Source organism: Actinocorallia herbida (genome assembly GCF_003751225.1).
GTDB lineage: Bacteria > Actinomycetota > Actinomycetes > Streptosporangiales > Streptosporangiaceae > Actinocorallia > Actinocorallia herbida.
This window is the reverse complement of sequence record NZ_RJKE01000001.1, coordinates 4744507-4759751: the sequence shown is the minus strand read 5'-3', so window position 1 is coordinate 4759751 and position 15245 is coordinate 4744507. Positions and strand designations below refer to the sequence as shown.

13 protein-coding genes are annotated in these 15245 nt (G+C 73.9%); 9 read left to right on the top strand and 4 right to left on the bottom strand.

Annotation, left to right across the window (positions count from 1 at the left end):
- Window positions 1-8 precede the first annotated feature (8 nt).
- The gene (locus tag EDD29_RS21910; protein ID WP_123666213.1) at window positions 9-332 is read left to right on the top strand and encodes a hypothetical protein; all 324 of its coding nucleotides are present in this window, start codon (window positions 9-11) and stop codon (window positions 330-332) included.
- 37 nt (window positions 333-369) lie between these two features.
- On the opposite strand, the gene EDD29_RS21905 is transcribed toward EDD29_RS21910, so the two are convergent.
- Complete coding sequence (locus EDD29_RS21905) at window positions 370-963, bottom strand: TetR/AcrR family transcriptional regulator (protein WP_123666212.1); 594 nt, start codon at window positions 961-963, stop codon at window positions 370-372.
- 118 nt (window positions 964-1081) lie between these two features.
- On the opposite strand from EDD29_RS21905, the gene EDD29_RS47755 reads away from it, so the two are divergent.
- From EDD29_RS47755 to EDD29_RS21890, 4 genes are all read left to right on the top strand, one after another.
- Entirely contained in the window at window positions 1082-1216 is a 135-nt protein-coding gene (locus tag EDD29_RS47755) for a hypothetical protein (RefSeq protein ID WP_281280918.1), read from the top strand.
- A complete protein-coding gene (locus EDD29_RS21900) occupies window positions 1213-2199 on the top strand; it encodes a hypothetical protein (protein ID WP_123666211.1) in 987 nt (328 codons plus the stop codon). The genes EDD29_RS47755 and EDD29_RS21900 overlap by 4 nt, the downstream gene beginning before the upstream one ends.
- 159 nt (window positions 2200-2358) lie before the next feature.
- The gene (locus tag EDD29_RS21895) at window positions 2359-2823 is read left to right on the top strand and encodes a MarR family transcriptional regulator (protein WP_123666210.1); all 465 of its coding nucleotides are present in this window, start codon (window positions 2359-2361) and stop codon (window positions 2821-2823) included.
- Window positions 2820-3785, top strand: a complete 966-nt coding sequence (locus tag EDD29_RS21890; RefSeq protein ID WP_170201505.1) for a patatin-like phospholipase family protein — start codon at window positions 2820-2822, stop codon at window positions 3783-3785. Before EDD29_RS21895 ends, EDD29_RS21890 begins: the two co-directional genes overlap by 4 nt.
- Before the next feature lie 71 nt (window positions 3786-3856).
- Here the strand turns inward: EDD29_RS21890 and EDD29_RS21885 are convergent, their stop codons facing one another.
- A complete protein-coding gene (locus EDD29_RS21885; protein ID WP_123666208.1) occupies window positions 3857-7714 on the bottom strand; it encodes an nSTAND1 domain-containing NTPase in 3858 nt (1285 codons plus the stop codon).
- A 304-nt stretch (window positions 7715-8018) separates the two neighbouring features.
- Between EDD29_RS21885 and EDD29_RS21880 the strand changes: the two genes are divergently transcribed.
- Window positions 8019-8729, top strand: a complete 711-nt coding sequence (locus tag EDD29_RS21880; protein WP_123666207.1) for a peptidoglycan-binding domain-containing protein — start codon at window positions 8019-8021, stop codon at window positions 8727-8729.
- Window positions 8730-8789: 60 nt separating this feature from the next.
- Here EDD29_RS21880 and EDD29_RS21875 read toward each other — a convergent pair whose 3' ends face one another.
- Both EDD29_RS21875 and EDD29_RS21870 read right to left on the bottom strand, forming a co-directional pair.
- A complete protein-coding gene (locus tag EDD29_RS21875) occupies window positions 8790-10793 on the bottom strand; it encodes a carbamoyltransferase family protein (protein ID WP_123666206.1) in 2004 nt (667 codons plus the stop codon).
- Complete coding sequence (locus tag EDD29_RS21870) at window positions 10787-11791, bottom strand: class I SAM-dependent methyltransferase (RefSeq protein ID WP_123666205.1); 1005 nt, start codon at window positions 11789-11791, stop codon at window positions 10787-10789. The genes EDD29_RS21875 and EDD29_RS21870 overlap by 7 nt, the downstream gene beginning before the upstream one ends.
- 245 nt (window positions 11792-12036) lie before the next feature.
- On the opposite strand from EDD29_RS21870, the gene EDD29_RS21865 reads away from it, so the two are divergent.
- The 3 genes from EDD29_RS21865 to EDD29_RS21855 all read left to right on the top strand — a co-directional run bounded on the left by EDD29_RS21865 (window position 12037) and on the right by EDD29_RS21855 (window position 15226).
- Window positions 12037-12882 carry an SDR family NAD(P)-dependent oxidoreductase gene (locus tag EDD29_RS21865; RefSeq protein WP_123670611.1) on the top strand — a complete coding sequence of 282 codons (846 nt, stop codon included), beginning with the start codon at window positions 12037-12039 and terminating at the stop codon, window positions 12880-12882.
- A gap of 111 nt (window positions 12883-12993) precedes the next feature.
- Window positions 12994-14577, top strand: coding sequence for an aromatic amino acid ammonia-lyase (locus EDD29_RS21860; RefSeq protein WP_211359828.1), 1584 nt, complete (start codon window positions 12994-12996; stop codon window positions 14575-14577).
- 103 nt (window positions 14578-14680) lie between these two features.
- The gene (locus EDD29_RS21855) at window positions 14681-15226 is read left to right on the top strand and encodes an EF-hand domain-containing protein (protein WP_170201504.1); all 546 of its coding nucleotides are present in this window, start codon (window positions 14681-14683) and stop codon (window positions 15224-15226) included.
- Window positions 15227-15245: the final 19 nt, after the last annotated feature.

The following is a 15245-nucleotide window of genomic DNA, read 5'->3' as shown; positions in this document are numbered from 1 at the left end:
GACCTCCGATGCGAAGTCCGGCGCTCCTCGCGCTGGCGGCCCTCGCCGCCGTGACCGCGCTGACCGTGTCCGCCTGTGGTGGCGATGATCCCCGCCCCGCCCCGACGCCGGTGGCCGAGGCCCCGTCGGCCCCGCCCCCGCCCACCTACCTCCTGGAGAAGGAACGCGACTTCACCTGGGCCGACACCGCCTACGGCAAGTGCCTCACCGACCACGGCGTCGAGGACCTCCCGGCCCTCGCCGAGCGGCTCGCCCTGGACACCGGGTCTCCCGAGACCGCCGCGGCCCTCACCGCCTGCGCCACCCTGTCCCCGGCGCCGTCACCCTCCTGATCGCCGAGCGCGGCGGAGAGGATCTCCGCCGCGCAGGTCACGGGGGGCCGGGGCGGCCTTCGTCGGTGGGGCCCACCGCGTCCATGAGCCGGTGCATGAAGGCGCGGAAGCGGAGCCGGGCGGGGAGGTCGTCGGCGGTGGTCGGGCCGGGCAGTTCCGCGATGATGCCGCCGCTGACGAATCCGGTGAGGCTCCAGGTGACGACGCTGATCCACATGTCGGGATCGGGCAGCTTCTCGAGTTCGCCGACGACCTCGAAGAGCCGGTGCGCCACCGGGCTGCGGTAGTCCTCCTCCGCCCCGGCGATGTCGGTGGCGTCGGAGAGGCCGCGGTGCTGCCAGATCATCAGTTCGAGCCGGTGGTCCAGGTAGAAGTCGAGGAACAGGTCGAGGACCTTGTGCAGCCCGCCGTCGGTGTGCACGGCGGGTACCTCGTCATAGAGGGCCAGCTGCTCGTCCTGGAACCGCTTGAGGATCGCGTGGTAGGCGCCGCTGCGCCCTCCGGGGACCTCGCCGGGCCGCACCCCCGCCGCGGCCGCGATCATCTCCGTGCTGGTGCCGTCGTACCCGAGGCTCGCGAACAACCTCAGCGCCGCACCCAGCACGGCGCCGCCCCCACCCTCATCAGGCATGCCGCCCGCCTTCCCGAGCAGAAACGATCAGCCCAGCCGACCCCCTCCCCTAGAACGCCCGATTCTCGACGGGCATTTCCGGCCGGGGACCACCGGGTGGGGCTTAGGGTCGGCGAGCATGGGCGACGGGCGTGAGAGTTGCGGGTCTGGGGCGCGGGGAGCGGTTCTCGGCTGGGTGGGTCATCCGGTGACCGTCGGGGCGGTGGTGGGGGAGCTGGCGTCGATCTGCTCGGTGCTGGTGACGGCCGCGTGATCGTCAGCGGCACGCCCACCGTCGCGACGCGGGACGGCGGGGCGACCTGGGAGCTCGTCGAGGAGGTCGGCGAGCGTGACGCCGCGCCGTCGGCGGCGCCGGACCGGCCGGAGCCGCGCCGGGTCGCGAGGTCCGGCGAGTCCGGCGGCGTGTGCGTCGTGTCGGCGCCGGACCGCTGCTACCGGCTCGTCCCGGGCAGGGTCGCCGTGGAGGAGTCCGACGACGGAGCGCGCACCTGGCGCACCGCCTGGGAGATCGCGGGTGGCAGGACGGGTTTCCTGCGCCGCAATGCCGTCGGACGGGGGCTTTCGCCGGAGATCGCCGGGCGGGCGCTGGCCGTCCAAGAGGTCGGCGGGGGCCACGCGGTGATCGTCGCCAACGGCGGTGACGGGATCGCGTTGCGGAGCGTCGACGGCACCTGGCGCAGATCGGGGTTCCCCGAGATCATCGGGAGCGAGGTCGCACCCGTCGGCCAGTGGGACGTCCCCGCACTCGTCTCCCCGGCTTCCGCGACGCCCGCCGCGATTCCCCTGGGTCTCGCGGCGGCCGCGCTCGGTGTGGCGGCGGGGCTGGGCGCGGACCGCAAGTTCGCCTGGGGAGGCGTGATCGCCGCCGTAGGACTCTTCCTCAGCGGGATCTCCCCGGACAGCGGATACAGGTCACCGGAGGTCGAGTTCCTGGTCGCCTTGGCGGCGAGGCCCGTGGCGTTCATCGCCTTGGTCGCCGGGTCGTCGTTCCTCGTGTACGCCGCGCTCTCGGCTCCCGACGGCCGCCGCCTCGCCCAGTGCCTGGCCCTCGCCGTCCTGACGGGCCTCCTCGCCCCCCTGCCCCTGACCGGCTGGACGACGGGGATCATCGACGACCTCAGAACCGCCTCCCTCCTGACGATCGTCCTCACGACCGTCGGCATCGCGGCCTGCTACCTCATCGGACGAAGACCCACCGCACGTCCGGATTCGGAGCGGACCCAACGAACGCCATAGCCGGCCCCGCCCAGGACCGGCACCGAAGCGCCTCGCGCCGCCGGGGCGGCGGGAGCGCTCGGCGGTCCAGGGAGGCGTCTGAGGCGTCGTGCGGGCGGGTCAGGTGGTTCATGGAGATGAATAGTTCATCTTGGTGAAGCTTTGGGTTAGTCTTGGCCGGTGACTGACGCGACTCCCCTGGCGGCCGAGGTGGTCGAGCTCGTGCCCGCGCTGGCGGTGCGGCTGCGGCTGTCGGCGCTGTTCGAGGCGGCGGGCAGCGGGCTGACGCCGAGTCAGCTGCTGTGCGCGCTGCTGGTGGACCAGGCCGAAGGCCGGAAGATGACGACCGGGAGCCTCGCGAAGGAGCTCGCGATGTCCGGGCCGTCCACCACGGCGCTGGTGGACCGGCTGGTGAAGGTGGGCCTGCTCGCGCGGGCGCGGGGCGAGGATCGCCGCGTCGTGTGGGTCAGCCTGACCGAGCGCGGCGCGGGCGCCATGGAACGGCTCCGGCAGGGGCTTCGCGATCGTGTCGTGCATGTGCTGGAGGCCATGGACGCCCCCGCCCGCCGCGCGCTGGTCGAGGCACTCGCCCAGGTGGCGGCGTTCGCCGACCAGGTCGCGCTCCCGCATCCGAGCCCGGCGTGACCGCGCGGCGGCCCAAGCCCGACGGCTGCTCCGGCGACGTCCGGCCGCGGGGCACGGAGCCGGCGCGCCGTGCGCCGAGGGGCGGTGCGCCGGGCGGTCCCGATCAGCGGCCCGCGGCGCGGCAGGGCGCGGACCACACCACGCTCGGGCTCGCCCTGGGCGGTGGCGCGGCGCTCGGCGCGGCGCACGCCGGTGTGCTCCAGGCACTGGAGGAGGCGGGCGTCCGCTTCGACGTGGTCGCGGGGACCAGCGCGGGCGCGATCATCGGCGGCGCGTACGCGGCCGGCTTCGGCGTCGAGCGGATCGCCGAGTTCGTCCAGGGAGCCCGGTTCGCGGACTTCGCCGAGTGGACGGCGCGGGGACGGTGGGGGCTGCTCGACACCGGGGCGCTGGAGCGCAGCCTGCACAACGCGGTGGGCCCGGTCGCCATCGAGGACCTGGCCGTCCGGTTCGGCGCGGTCGCCTTCGACCTGCGGACCAGGACGCCCGTGGTGCTCAGCGACGGCCCTCTCGCGACGGCGCTGCGGGCGTCCAGCGCGGTCCCCGGCCTCTTTCCGCCGGTGGTGCTCGGCGAACGCGTGCTCGTCGACGGGGGAGTGGCCGCGAACCTGCCGGTGGCGGCGGCCGGCGCGCTCGGCGCGGACCGGATCCTCGCGGTGAGCCTCACCGGAGGCTCCCGCCGGATGACCGTTCGGCTCGCGGACCGGGCGCGGGTGCTCGCGTTCGGCGACGGGGGAGCCCCCGCGCTCGGCACCCTGCACCTGCTGTGCCCCGAGACGCGCGGCGCGTCCCGGTGGTCGGCGCGTGATGTCCCGCAGCTCATCGCGGCGGGCCGCGAAGCCGTCGAGGCGGCCTGGGCAGACCTCGAACCGTTCCTCACCTCCCCGGGCCGCCCGGCACCGGCCGCGGCCGACCCGCCCACGAGCGCGAACCGGCCCAGAGGCACCACCGCCCGGCCCTGAGCGGTGCACGGACGAGGCCGAGCCCGGCAGCCGGCCGCCGTGCGGGCCGGGGCCGGACGGGGACGGGCCGGTCAGCGGCAGAGAGGCGCGTAGTCCTCGGCGTCGGGGAGATGGGCGGTCCACTCGGCCGGGGTGAGCGGGCCCAGGGCGCGGCAGGCGGTGGAGGAGGGGGAGCCGGGTGGGGCCAGGGGCCAGCGCCAGGTCCGGTCGGTGGCGACGACGAGTGCGGGACCGGGGGCGAACAGCGCGGCGGCGGGGCCGGGGCCGAGGGGGAGGGGGTCGGTGAGCTCGCGGCGCGCGCGCACGTCCCAGAGACGCACATGGCCGCTGCTCTGGACGATGCCCAGGGTGGCCGAGTCTGCGCTGAAGAAGGCCCCTGCCACGGCATCGGAGGCGGCGGACTTCCCTAGACGGAGGGGAGAGCCGAGCGGGCGGGCGGAGGCGGTGTCCCAAAGGGTGACGGCGCTGTCGTCGGAGGCGTCGGAGACGGCGAGGATGCTTCCGTCAGGGCTCAGGCTCGCGCCGAAGACGTCGTGCGTGTCCGTCACGACAAGGGGGTCGCCCAAGGGGGTTCCGGTGGAGGTGCGCCACCGTGTGACGGTGCCCGCCTCGGCCGTCACGAGGGTGTCGCCGTCCCGGCTGAACTCTGCGGAGCTCAGCGGCCGCTCACCGTGGACCGTCTTCGGGCCGCCTTCCGGCGCTCCCGACGCGGTGTCCCAGACCACCAGCTTCCCGCCCGAGGAGACGAGGGCGAGCGACCGACCCCCGTCAGCGAACGCGAGCGCGGCCGGTCCGGTCGAGAGCGCATCGGCCGGGATCTCCAGGGGCGCGCCGAGCGCGGCCCCGTTCGCAGCCGACCAGCGGGTGATCCGGTCGCCGTCGAGCGCCGCCAGGACGCTCCCGTCGGGGCTGAGCGCCACCGTCACCCCGCTCGTCGCCACCCGGAACGGCCGGGCGAGCGGATCCCCGGAGGCGTCGAAGACCGTGGTGTCGCCCTCTTGGTCGCAGATCGCGAGCACCCGTCCGTCGGCGCTCACCGCCAGATGCGCGGTCCCGCCCAGGACGGTCGGGGCCGCCCACACCCGGAGGACGCCTCCCAGATCGGCGCCGGCGATCGAGCCCCCGTCGGGGGCGAACGCGACGGTCACCACCTCCGACCCGTTCCCGCGCAGCACCCCGCCCGTCTGCAGGCGCCGGGCCACGTCCCACACCCGGACGGTGCCGTCGGCGCCGCCGCTCGCCAGTGCGGTGCCGTCCGGGCCGAAGGCCAGCGCGCGGGCCGCTCCCACGTGCCCGCGCAGCGTGCCGAGAACGCGGTGCGCCGTGGCGTCCCACAGCGTGATGACGCCGTCGTCTCCGCCGATCGCCAGGGTCGCGCCGTCGGGGCTGAAAGCCAGGGCCTGGAAGCGGTCCTTGCTCGCCTGGACGAGGTCGAACGGGGAGCCGAGCGCGCGGCGGGTGTCCACGTCCCAGATCCGTATCCGAGCCGGGCGCGTGTCGCCTCCGCCGTCCGGCGGCGGACCCGCGTACTCGCCGACCGCCAAGCGCCGTCCGTCCCGGCTGAACGCCATCGCCCACGGTTCGGCGGCCACGCGCGACGGCTCGCCCACCCGCCGTCCCGTCGCCACGTCCCACACCTCCACGGCGCCCTTCGCGTCGCCGATCGCCACGCTGCCGTCGGCGCGGAAGGCCACGGCGGCGATGTCGGGTGAACCGGGCTTGAGCCTGCCGCCGACCGGGCTGCGCGTCTTCGCGTCCCAGACCCGGACGGCGCCCGTGTCGTTCTCGCCGCCCTCGCCGGTGGCGAAGCGCGAGCCGTCGGCGGAGAAGACGACGGGCAGCACGCCGCCGCTGAAGTCCGTGAGCGGCTCGCCGAGCGGCCTGCCGGAATCGGGATCCCAGGCCTGGGCGACGCCGTCCAGGCCGCCCGTCACCACCGAGCCGTCCGCGCCGAACGCGACCGCGAGGACCTCGCCGTCTCCCGTGTCCACGGTGAGCCGGGTCGGGGAGGCCGCGGAGGATGCGAGTGAGAAGCGGGCCTCATCGGTGTGCGAGTAGTGCCAGGCGGTGAGCGCCAGGCCGCCCGCGAGGTCGGGGTCGGTCGCCCGCGTCTGGTCCGCCTTTCCGGCCAGCAGCAGCGAGACCGCCTCACGACCGCGCGCGCCTGCTTCGTCCGCCGCGCGGTAGGCGATGGCGCCCGCTCCCGCGAGCAGCATCACGAGGGCGGCCAGGGTCGCGATCGCGGCCATCGACAGACGCTTCCGCCGCTCGGCCGCGCGCGCACGCCCGGCCTCCGAGAGCGCCGACCGCTCCAGGAACTCCGCCGTGACGGCCCCGGACGGATGCCCCGACACGGCCTCCTTCGCCTCGTCGAGACGGGCGCCCCGCAGCAGGCCGTCCGGATCGCGGCCGTACTCGTCCCACTCGCGGGCGCGGGCGTCCAGGCGCTGCCGCGCGAGCAGGGCGGCCCGGTCGGCGTCGAGCCAGCCGCGCAGCCGGGTCCACCAGCGCGGCAGCGACTCGTGCGCGAGCCGGACGGCCCCCTCGTCCGCGGTCACCAGCCGGGCCGTCACCAGGAGGTCGAGCACCGCTGAGGCCGCGCTGTGCTCCGGCGCGTCCGGTGCGGGCAGGAGCCGTGCCCGCGGCACGATGCGCCCGGTGTCCGGGGTGCCGTCTCCGATCCGCACCAGACCGGTCAGCAGCCGCCGGGCGTGCCCGCGCTCGGTCTGGTCGAGGCCGTCCACCAGCGCGTCGGCGGTGCGGGCCAGGGCCCGGGAGACCCCGCCCGTCGCCCGGTAGCCCGCGAGCGTCAGCGTGCCGCGCTCGCGCCGCTCCCAGGTCGCCTTCAGCGCGTGCGACAGCAGCGGCAGGACGCCCGCGTCCGCGGTCCGCCCCGGTGCCTCTCCGAGGTCCTCCAGCAGCAGGTCGGCGAGCCCGGGCTCCAGCGTCAGGCCCGCGCGCCCGGCCGGTCCCTCGATCGCCGCGCGCAGTTCGTCCTCGCGCATCGGCGGGACGACCAGGGGGTGCGCCAGCGCGGGCACCAGTTCCGGATGCGCGGAGCAGTGTCCGAAGAAGTCGGCGCGCAGGCCGAGCACGACCACCGCCGCGGGCCGGTCCCCGCCGCACAGCGCGGCCAGTAGCGCCAGGAGGCGCATCCGCTCCTCTCGCGGGGCGGCGAAGACCCGCTCGAACTGGTCGACGATGACGGCGAGCGGCGGCCCCGGCCGTCCGGCCAACGCGGTCTGGACTGCCGCGGGTTCCACCTCGGACGTCCACGGCGCGAGGGCGTTCAGCAGCGTGCGGACGGGCGACGGTCCCGCGTCGAGGAGGACATGGGCAGGGGCGCCATCGGCGGGCGGACGTCCGCGAAGCAGGAACGGCACGAGTCCCGCCCGCAGCAGCGACGACTTCCCGGCCCCCGACGCGCCCGTGACGAGCAGCGGCTCTGCCTTGCCCGACTGGTCGGCGTACCGGTCGCGCAGCAGCGCCACCAGGTCGTCACGCCCGAAGTAGTCCGCGGCGTCCTGCGGCCGGAACGGGTCGAGGCCGCGGTAGGGGCAGGGCGCGTCCGATGGCGCCGGCGTCGCGGTCTGGACGCCGCGCAGCCGTTCACCGACCTCGCGGTACAGCCGGTCCCACACCTGCCGGTCGGCGAACTCCGGCCGGAGCGTCCGGCCCTTCGCGGCCGCCACCCGCAGGCAGGTGTCCACGAACACCTCGAAGTTGGCGGGCTCGGGCAGCACGGGACGGGTCAGTCCCGTCATGTCGGCGATCGTGCTGCGCTTCAACGCGACGGCGGTCTCACCGGGGCGCCGCGCGGGTGTCCGGGCGCTGGCGATCACCAGCCCCCGCACCGAGAGGCCCGCCTCCTCGCGCAGCTCCCGCAACCGCTCGTTCAGCAGGGTCCGGGGGTCGGTCTCCGCACGCACCGGGGCACTCCCGCGTCGGTTCGGTCCCGCCGGGCGGGAGATCCGTCGAGCCGCTCCCAGGTTAGGCACGGATGATCGCGACAGCGTCACAATCACGACTCTTGCCAGCCTTCCTCGCATAGCTGGCAAAGCACTGCGAAGTGTCCGGAGGCGTCGGACACCCCGCCCGGACGGCCGCGTGCGCACGCTCCCACCTGTGTGAACGGAACGCGATCGGCGGGGTGTCCGGCACCCCCTCGCCGGACACCCCGGCGTGCTCCGACAGTCGGCGGCAGAACACGGCGAACCCGACGAGGAGTCCCGCATGAAGATCAAGAGCATCGTCCTGTCCGTCGCCGCCGGCGTCGTGATCGGCGCGGTCGCCGCACCGCTCCTCGAGGACGGCCCGGCGACCCCTTCCGCTCCCGGTACGAGCAGCACGGACCTGCGTGAATGCCCCGACCTGCGTCGCGGCACCGCGGACCCGGTCGACGGCAAGGACTGCGTCCGGGCGCTCCAAGGCGCCCTGCACGCACTGGGGTACGCCCAGCCCGTCACCGGCGGCTTCCGGGAGACGACCGAACAGAACGTGCTCGCCTTCCAGCGGGCGCAGGGCATCGAGCCGAACAGCGGCGTCGCCGGGCCGAAGACCCGCGCCGCGCTGGCGGACGCGGGCACCGTGCCCGCAGCGATCGGCGAGGCCGACTACTCGCTCGTCACCTGCGGCGGCACGTCCTGCCACCTGTACCTGCGCCGCTCCACCACCAAGACCGTCGCCGACTTCGTCGACGCGCACCCGGCCGCGGTGAGCATCGGGTCCGGACTCCTGACGCAGGGCGCCTGCCGGGTCCTGAAGATGCGCAAGGCCGGGATCGTGTGCGATCTGCTCGCCGGCGGAGGCGCCGATCACCTGCTGGCCCGTCTCGACCGGGCCGCCGAGCGCGGCGCCTGCCTGCACCTGAGGATCGGGTTGCCGTCCGGAGAGGCGCGCCTGGTCTCGGCCACCGCCGAGAACGGTGCCCGCTGCGCCGACTAGGGCCTGCCCGGTGAAGAGGGCGCCGTGGTGTGGCGGGCTTCCGCTCGGCGGCGGCCGTGGTCAGGGGGCCGGTGGGCGCAGGGTGATCAGGCGGGCCTGCCAGAGTCTGTGGAGTTCGGCTCGGAGATCGGCTGTCAGGTCGGCTGCGAAGGCCGACAGCGGGACGGGTTCGGTCACCCGCTTGAGAAGGTCGTACAGCTCGGAAGAGAGGGTCATGCTCGGACCGTCGATGTAGTCCAGGGAGATCTCGTGGACGACGGGGTTCCCGGTCCCCTGCCCCGGTGCCCTGCGTTCGACGAGGCGGGTCGTCGGGCGGAACCGGAGGGCCAGGGTGTCGATGGCGGTGGGGGTGGACCTGCGCCGGATGAGGAAGTCCTCGATGACGACGTAGTCGAGGTCGGTGGTGAGGTAGCAGGTCAGGACGTCGTCGATGTCCTGGACGATGGGTTCGGCGTTGTTGTTGAACGAGGTGTTGAGCAGGACCGGTGTTCCGGTGAGCGCGCCGAATTCGGCCACCAGCCGGTAGTACCTTCCGCCGATCTCCGCGTCCACCACTTGCAGCCGTGCCGTTCCATCGACGTGGGTCACGGCCCCGAGTTCTTCCCTTCGCTCCTCCCGCACGGGCGTCACGAAGGACATGAACTCGTGGTCGGCCGCCGTTTCCGGGATGTCGAAGTAGGTGTGCGCGTCCTCGGCCGTGACGACGGGGGCGAAGGGGCGATAGGACTCCCGGTTCTTGATCATCGAATTGATCCTCGTCTGGTTTCCGGCGGGCCGGGGGTCCGCCAGGATGCTGCGATGACCCAGTGCCCTCGGGCCGAATTCGGATCGGCCCTGGGCCCATCCGAGAACGGCGCCGTCGGCGAGCAGCCGGGCCGCGCGGGCGACGACGTCGTCGCATCGCTCGACGTCGACGCAGCCGCCCCACGCCTCGAGCCTGCGCTCGATCTCGTCGGGCGTGCCCAGGGCGGGGCCGAAGTCGGCGGTGCGCAGCCGCCGCTTCGGCAGCGGGGCCCCGGTCAGCGTCTGCTCCGCGAAGAGCGCCGCGCCCTCGGCCGACCCGGCGTCATGAGAGGCGGGGTGGACGTAGACCTCGTCGAACAGCCCGGACCGGAGGATCCGGCCGTTGAGACTCGAGTTGTGGGCCACGCCGCCGCTGAGGACCGCCGCGCGCACCCCTGTCGCGTCCGCCCAGTGCCGCAGCACGTGCAGGACGATGGTCTCCAGCGTCTCCTGGAGCCCGGCCGCCAGGTCCATGTGGGCCTGGGTGATCGGCTCTCCGCTGCGCCTGGGCGGCACGCCTTGGGCGAGGAGCACCGGTGCCAGCGCGCCCTGGCCGGGGCCGCTGGGCCGGAGGTCGTAGTCGCCTTCGGCGCCCAGCGTGTACAGCGAGGCGAAGACCTCGCGGTAGACCTCGGGCCGGCCGTAGGGGGCGAGCCCCATGACCTTGTACTCGTCGCCGAAGCCATAGCCGAGCTGCATGGTGCCGAACAGGTACAGATACCCCAGCGACTTGGACGACGGGTACGTGGCCAGGGACTTCAGCCGGCCGTCCTTGCCGAAGTAGACGGTGATGCACTCTTCCTCACCCTGGCCGTCCACGACGACGACGAGGGCCTCGGCCAGGCCGGAGCGGGCATAGGCGGACATGCCATGGGTGGCGTGGTGCGGCGCGAAGTGCAGCCTTTCGCGGGAGAGCCTTTCGCCGTACTCCGCCTCGAACCATCCGCCGATCAGCTGCCGCGCATAGACCGCGGGAACCTGCGGGTTCTGGAGGTAGAGGTGGTTCAGCGAGTCGTCGACGAACTCCTCGGTGAAGTAGTAGCCGACCGCGTCGACTTCCGCGATCGAACGGCCGGCCGTCTCCAGGCAGGCGCGAATGGCGTGCGCCGGAAACTTCGTCGTCTTCTTGATCCGGTTGAACCGCTCCTCCTCCACGGCCGCCAGGAGGACGCCGTCCTCGATCAGGCAGGCCGCGGAGTCGTGGAACTCACCCCAGTGGAGCCCGGGAACGAGATCGCTGTCTTCCGGCGAGAAATTTCCGCTGAGACCGAGCGTCAGCATGGCTTCACCTCTTCGATCGTGAGCACACGGCGCCGGTGCTCGGGGGCGAGCCGGTCGTAGGCGCCCGGCGCCCACGCCAGCATGAGCAGGCCCATGGGCCGGGCCATCAGCTCGGCGGCCTGCCAGCGCTGCTGCAGGGGCAGCTCCCGGTACAGGTCGACGACCTGAGCGTCGTCGTTGTGGTCGCCGACGTCGAAGCCGGGGAGGTCATCGAGCCCGTCCAGCTCGAAGGACGCGAGCGTGCCGTCGGCGAGGGACAGCCCGGCGAGCTGCACGTGCCGGAAACCGCCCTGCCGCAGCAGCTCGATCATCTCCGCCAGCCGGTAGCCGCGCGCGTACGGGGTCAGGAGCGCGTCGGCGAGGATGGAGTCGTACGCGGCGGACGAGAGGTCGCCGAAGTCATGCCGCTCGTCGCCGTACCAGTTCTCGTTGAGGTTCGGGCAGACCCGCTTGGCGAGGTCGAGCCGCCGGTCGTGGGGCACCTCGCGGCCCAGCGTCAGGACGAGTTCTCTGGTGAGCTGCTCGTTGAGCGTGCCGATGGTGCCGTAGAGCCACAGGATCAGCAGCCCGGTGTCCGCGAGCGCCGACCGCAGGTTGGCCAGGGCCGGGAGCGGGTCGGGGATGTGGTGGAGCACCCCGCAGCACCAGATGAGGTCGAACGGCCCGTCGAGGGGGACCGTGCTGAGATCGCCCTGCCTGACCGTGGCGTTCGTGAGGCCCGTCTCGGCGAGGTACCGGCGGGCGAGGTCGAGCGGTCCGGGCGCGAGGTCGATCCCGGTGATCTTCGCGTCGGGGAACTCCGCGGCGAGGCCCAGGAGCCGGTTCCCCGTGCCGCATCCCGCGTCGAGGATCCGCCCGCCCGACAGGTCGAGCCCATGGAACCCGACGAGCCCTTTGACCGCCTCCATGCCGCTCGCCGGGCGGGCGGAGTCCGGGAGCGGAAAGGGGAACCTCGTGTAGTGCTCGGCCACCTCGGACGCGACATCTCGCAGGGTCATCCGGCTCTCCTCCAGTCGCCACGGGGCTCGCCCGGCGGGCGTCTGCCCTCTCCGGCGGGATGGGGATACCGATACCGGCCCACTCGCACCTTCCGGCAGCGCATCCGCTCGCTTTTGTCATTTCTTGGAAATGCCGTGCGACCTGGAGGTGCGGTGCGGCGCGCCGAGCCCCGCGGCCCCACGGATCCGTTCCTACGCTGATCGTGATCATGGGAGTCGGCGTCGGCCTTCTGGAGGGGTTTCTGATGAGCGGTGGCACAGTGCTGGAGCGGTTCGGGCTCGTGGGGAAGGCGGCGCTCGTCACGGGCGCCTCGCGGGGCATCGGGCGGGCCGTCGCGGTGGCGTTCGCCGAGGCGGGGGCCGACGTGGCGCTCGCCGCGCGGGACCTGGACGCGCTCAAGCGGGTGGCCGGGGAGATCGAGGGCCTCGGCCGGAGCGCCGTCGTGGTCGGCTGCGACGTGTCCGACAGCGTGCAGATCGAGGCGATGGTGGAGACCGCGGTGGACGCCCTGGGCGGCCTCGACGTGCTGGTCAACAACGCGGGCGTCATGCGCTGCGTCGGGCCGTTCACCCAGCTGGACGAGGACGACTGGGCGGCCACGATGGGGGTGAACGTCGGCGGCGCGGTCGCGGCCTGCCGGGCCGCCGCGCCGCACCTGCGGGCCAAGGGCGCGGGATCGGTCGTCAACATCGCCTCGATCATGGGCCTGGGGGGCATGCCGTTCGCGGCGAGTTACGCGGTCAGCAAGGCCGCGCTGATCTCCCTCTCCCAGGCGCTGGCGATCGAGTGGGCGCCGCACGGCGTGCGGGTCAACGCGCTGGCCCCCGGGTGGACGCACACCGCCAAGACGCACGCGGTCAGCAGCGACCCCGCGGGCTTCGACCTCGCGGTGGCGTCCGTCCCCGCGGGCCGCTGGGCCGACCCGGACGACATCGCGGGAGCCGCGGTCTTCCTGGCCTCCGACGCCTCCTCCTACGTCACCGGGCAGTGCCTCGCGGTGGACGGCGGATGGAGCGTCGATCTCGCCGGTCCCGGCCTCCGCGCGATGCTCGCCTCGCTCGGCGGCCGCACACCGGTCGGCGACGCCTGACGCCGCGGGGCGCGACCGGAGCGGAAACGGGCGCGCCTCATGCCTGTGTTTGACCGCCCAGATGATCTTGATGTGGTGCAGTCGAGTCCGGCATACGGACGAGGAGGCGGCGTGACGCATCAGGAAGTGCTCGAAGGCAGGCCGGAAAGCCGGGAGGACAGGAGCGGCGTGGCGGTACTGCCGGTACCGGGCAGATTGACGACCGCGGAACTGGAGCTCGCCGCGCGCGGTCCGGTGCGCGTGGCGATCGCCGACGACGCGGCCGGGGGCGTGGCCGCGGGGCACGCCTTCATGCTGGCGTGCGTCGAGCGGGGGCAGGACATCTACGGGGTGACGACGGGGTTCGGCAACCTGGTCGGTTTCGCCGGACGCGCCACGGCGCACGAGCAGAGCGAGGGCTTTCTCGACTTCCTGACCGCGGGGCACGGCCCGGACCTCCCGCCGGAGGTCATGCGGGCGACCCTCCTGGCCCGCGTGTGGTCGCTCGCCAAGGGGCGTTCCGCGGTGTCCCCGTCCGCGCTGCGGACGCTCACCGCCGTCCTGGAGACCTCGTTCGCCCCGGCCGTGCCCCGGATGGGCTCGGTCGGGGCGAGCGGCGACCTCATCCCGCTCGCCTACGCGGTGCGCGCGATGCAGGGACAGGGCCACGCCTACGTGGACGGCGCGCGCATGCCCGCCGCCGAGGCGCTGGACCGCTGCGGGCTCAGCCCGCTGCACCTGGCCGGCCGTGACGCGGTGGCGCTGGTCAACGGGACCTCCGTGACGGCCGCCGCGGCGGGCCTCGCCCTGGCGAGCCTGGCCCGCTCGGTGAACACCGCGGTCACCCTCACCGCGCTGCTGGCCGACCTGCTCGGCAGCGACCCGGGCTTCGCCGCGGCGCCCACCCTCGCGGCGTTCGGCCACCCGCAGGGCGAGGACGTCGCCGCGGGGCTGCGCGCCCTGCTGAAGGGGACCGTGCCGACCGGCACACGCCCGCTCCAGGAGCCGTACAGCATCCGGTGCAGCCCGCAGCTCATCGGCGCCTCGGCGAGCGCGCTGCACTACGCCGCGACGGTCATCGGCGACGACCTCAACGGGATCAACGACAACCCGCTGTTCTTCGCCGAGGACGAGGTCGTCACGCACGGCGGCAACTTCTTCAGCCAGCCGGTGGCCTTCGCCGCGGACACGATGTCCACGGTCGCCGCCCAGCTCGCCAACCTCGCGGAACGTCAGCTCGACCTGCTCACCGACACCCACCGCAACAGCGGTCTGCCGCCGATGCTGGCGACGGAGCCGGGTCGTCAGCACGGGGTGGTCGGCATGCAGATCTCGGCGACCGCGACGGTCGCGGCCATGCGCCGCGCGGCGGTGCCCGTCTCCAACCAGAGCCTGCCCACCAACGGGCACAACCAGGACGTGGTGCCGCTCGGGACCCAGGCGGCCCTCACCGCGCTGGACCAGGCGGGGCAGCTGCGCTGGGTGCAGGGCGCGCTCGGGGTCGCGCTGCGGCAGGCCGGATATCTCAGCCCGCGCGGGGTCACCGCGCCCGCGTGCGCGGCGGTGCTGCACGAGCTGAGCGCGGCGGTCACGCCGATCGACCCGGACCGGCCGCTCGACGCCGATGTCCGGAGGGCCGGGGACCTGCTCGACAGGCTCGCCGCGGCGCGGGCGCCCTGGCGCGGCGCGCCGTGCGCCGTGCCATCAGGTGCTTGAGAATTACAGCGCACGGTTGTTACATGATCACTGTCCGTGGTCGGCGTCCGACCGGCCAACGTCGATCGGCCTCTACGGAGGCCGCGAGGGAGATCCACACCCCATGAACGACACCCAGCGCCAGCGGTTCGACCGCATCTTCGACTTCCTGGACACCGACGGCTCCGGCGCCATCGGGCGGGAGGACTTCGAGGCCCTGGCGCAGCACATCCTCGCCGCCACCGGCACGGCCCCGAACTCGCCGAAGGCCCGGGCTCTGCACGACGCCTACCGCAAGGGCTGGGAGGCCCTCAGCGACGCGGCCGACCTCGACGGCGACGGGCGGGTGACCCGCCAGGAGTTCCTCTCCCGGATCGCCGACCCCGACGAAGGCGAGCACTCGGTCCGCAGGGCCATCGACGTCGTGGGCCAGGCGGAGTTCCAGGCGATCGACGCCGACGACGACGGCACCATCTCCCACGATGAGCTCCAGCGCGTGCTGGTCGTCCGGGGCGCGTCCGGGCAGCAGGCGGCGACGGCCTTCCACGGCCTGGACACCGACGGCGACGGCTACATCTCGCTGAACGAGTACCGCCGCGCCTGGGAGAGCTTCTACCGGGCCGACGCGCAGGACACGCACGGCGAGAGCCTCCAGGCGATCTTCGCCTGATCCCGCACGGGGCATGGCG

Bases quoted from the DNA above. Each gene is read 5' to 3' on its own strand.
- EDD29_RS21910 (WP_123666213.1), top strand. From the start codon at position 9: ATGCGAAGTCCGGCGCTCCTCGCGCTGGCGGCCCTCGCCGCCGTGACC.
- EDD29_RS21905 (WP_123666212.1), bottom strand. From the start codon at position 963: ATGCCTGATGAGGGTGGGGGCGGCGCCGTGCTGGGTGCGGCGCTGAGG.
- EDD29_RS47755 (WP_281280918.1), top strand. From the start codon at position 1,082: ATGGGCGACGGGCGTGAGAGTTGCGGGTCTGGGGCGCGGGGAGCGGTT.
- EDD29_RS21880 (WP_123666207.1), top strand. From the start codon at position 8,019: ATGAAGATCAAGAGCATCGTCCTGTCCGTCGCCGCCGGCGTCGTGATC.
- EDD29_RS21875 (WP_123666206.1), bottom strand. From the start codon at position 10,793: ATGCTGACGCTCGGTCTCAGCGGAAATTTCTCGCCGGAAGACAGCGAT.
- EDD29_RS21870 (WP_123666205.1), bottom strand. From the start codon at position 11,791: ATGACCCTGCGAGATGTCGCGTCCGAGGTGGCCGAGCACTACACGAGG.
- EDD29_RS21865 (WP_123670611.1), top strand. From the start codon at position 12,037: ATGAGCGGTGGCACAGTGCTGGAGCGGTTCGGGCTCGTGGGGAAGGCG.
- EDD29_RS21855 (WP_170201504.1), top strand. From the start codon at position 14,681: ATGAACGACACCCAGCGCCAGCGGTTCGACCGCATCTTCGACTTCCTG.